Here is a 276-nt window from a genome sequence, read left to right as displayed (position 1 = left end):
ACAACGCGGTCGCCACGCAAGGCCAGGCCGCGGCGGACGTCGCGGCCGGCAAGGCGGCGGTCGATACCGCGCAGATCAACCTCGGCTATACGGACGTCGTGTCGCCGATCAGCGGCCGCGTCGGCATTTCGCAAGTGACGCCGGGCGCATACGTGCAGGCGAGCCAGGCGACGCTGATGTCGACCGTGCAGCAGCTCGATCCGGTGTACGTCGACCTCACGCAGTCGAGCCTCGAAGGGCTGAAGCTGCGTCAGGACGTGCAGAGCGGCCGTCTGA

1 pseudogene is annotated in these 276 nt (G+C 68.5%); it reads left to right on the top strand.

Annotated elements, in window-relative coordinates:
- Positions 1-276: pseudogene (locus H3O04_RS35850) on the top strand (efflux transporter periplasmic adaptor subunit); the annotation flags it as partial.

Source organism: Burkholderia sp. KCJ3K979, from assembly GCF_016759955.1.
Lineage (GTDB): Bacteria > Pseudomonadota > Gammaproteobacteria > Burkholderiales > Burkholderiaceae > Burkholderia > Burkholderia orbicola.
The sequence above is the reverse complement of the archived record's forward strand: the minus strand, read 5'-3'. Positions and strand labels throughout refer to the sequence as shown.